A 558-nucleotide genomic window follows, 5' to 3' on the forward strand; every position below is an offset into this window, starting at 1 on the left:
TGTTCGGGGGTGGTGGTGAGTTGGGGGAGGAGGTGGTGGGTGAGGGCGGTGGGGGTGGGGTGGTCGAAGACGGTGGTGGCGGGGAGGGTGAGGCCGGTGCTGGTGGCGAGCCGGTTGCGCAGTTCGAGAGCGGTGAGGGAGTCCAGTCCCTGCTCCGTGAACCCGCGGTGGGCGTCGACGGCGTCCAGCCCGGGCAGGGCCAGGATCGTCGCCGTGTGGCGGCGGATGTGGTCCAGCAGGACGTTGAACCGCTGCGCGGGCGCGAGCACCCCGAGCTGCTGGGCCGGCGAGGGCCCTTCCTCCACCGTGGCCGCCACCGCCCTGGTGACCGCCGCGAGCCGCTGCCACAGCGGGAGCCGGGGCAGTTGCCGCTCGTGAAGCAGGGCGGTGAGCAGCAGGGGATGCGGCGGCAGAGCGGAAGCGTCGAAGATCTCCAGTGCCTCCGGCGTCGACATCGGCGCGATGGCGTTGCGCGCCAACCGCGCCAGATCCTGCTCGTCGAGGTGGCTGGTCATGGTGCTGGTTTGTTGCCAGAGGCCCCAGGCGAGGCTGGTGGCG

The 558-nt window shown here is 72.2% G+C and carries 1 protein-coding gene; it reads right to left on the minus strand.

Annotated features, from left to right (window positions below):
- Nucleotides 1-515, minus strand: a 515-nt coding sequence (locus ABEA82_RS38600; RefSeq protein ID WP_345666431.1) for an acyl carrier protein, incomplete at its 3' end; no start/stop codon positions are given.
- Between the last annotated feature and the right edge of the window lie 43 nt (nt 516-558).

The sequence above is a fragment of the Streptomyces venetus genome (assembly GCF_039540295.1).
Taxonomy (GTDB): domain Bacteria; phylum Actinomycetota; class Actinomycetes; order Streptomycetales; family Streptomycetaceae; genus Streptomyces; species Streptomyces venetus.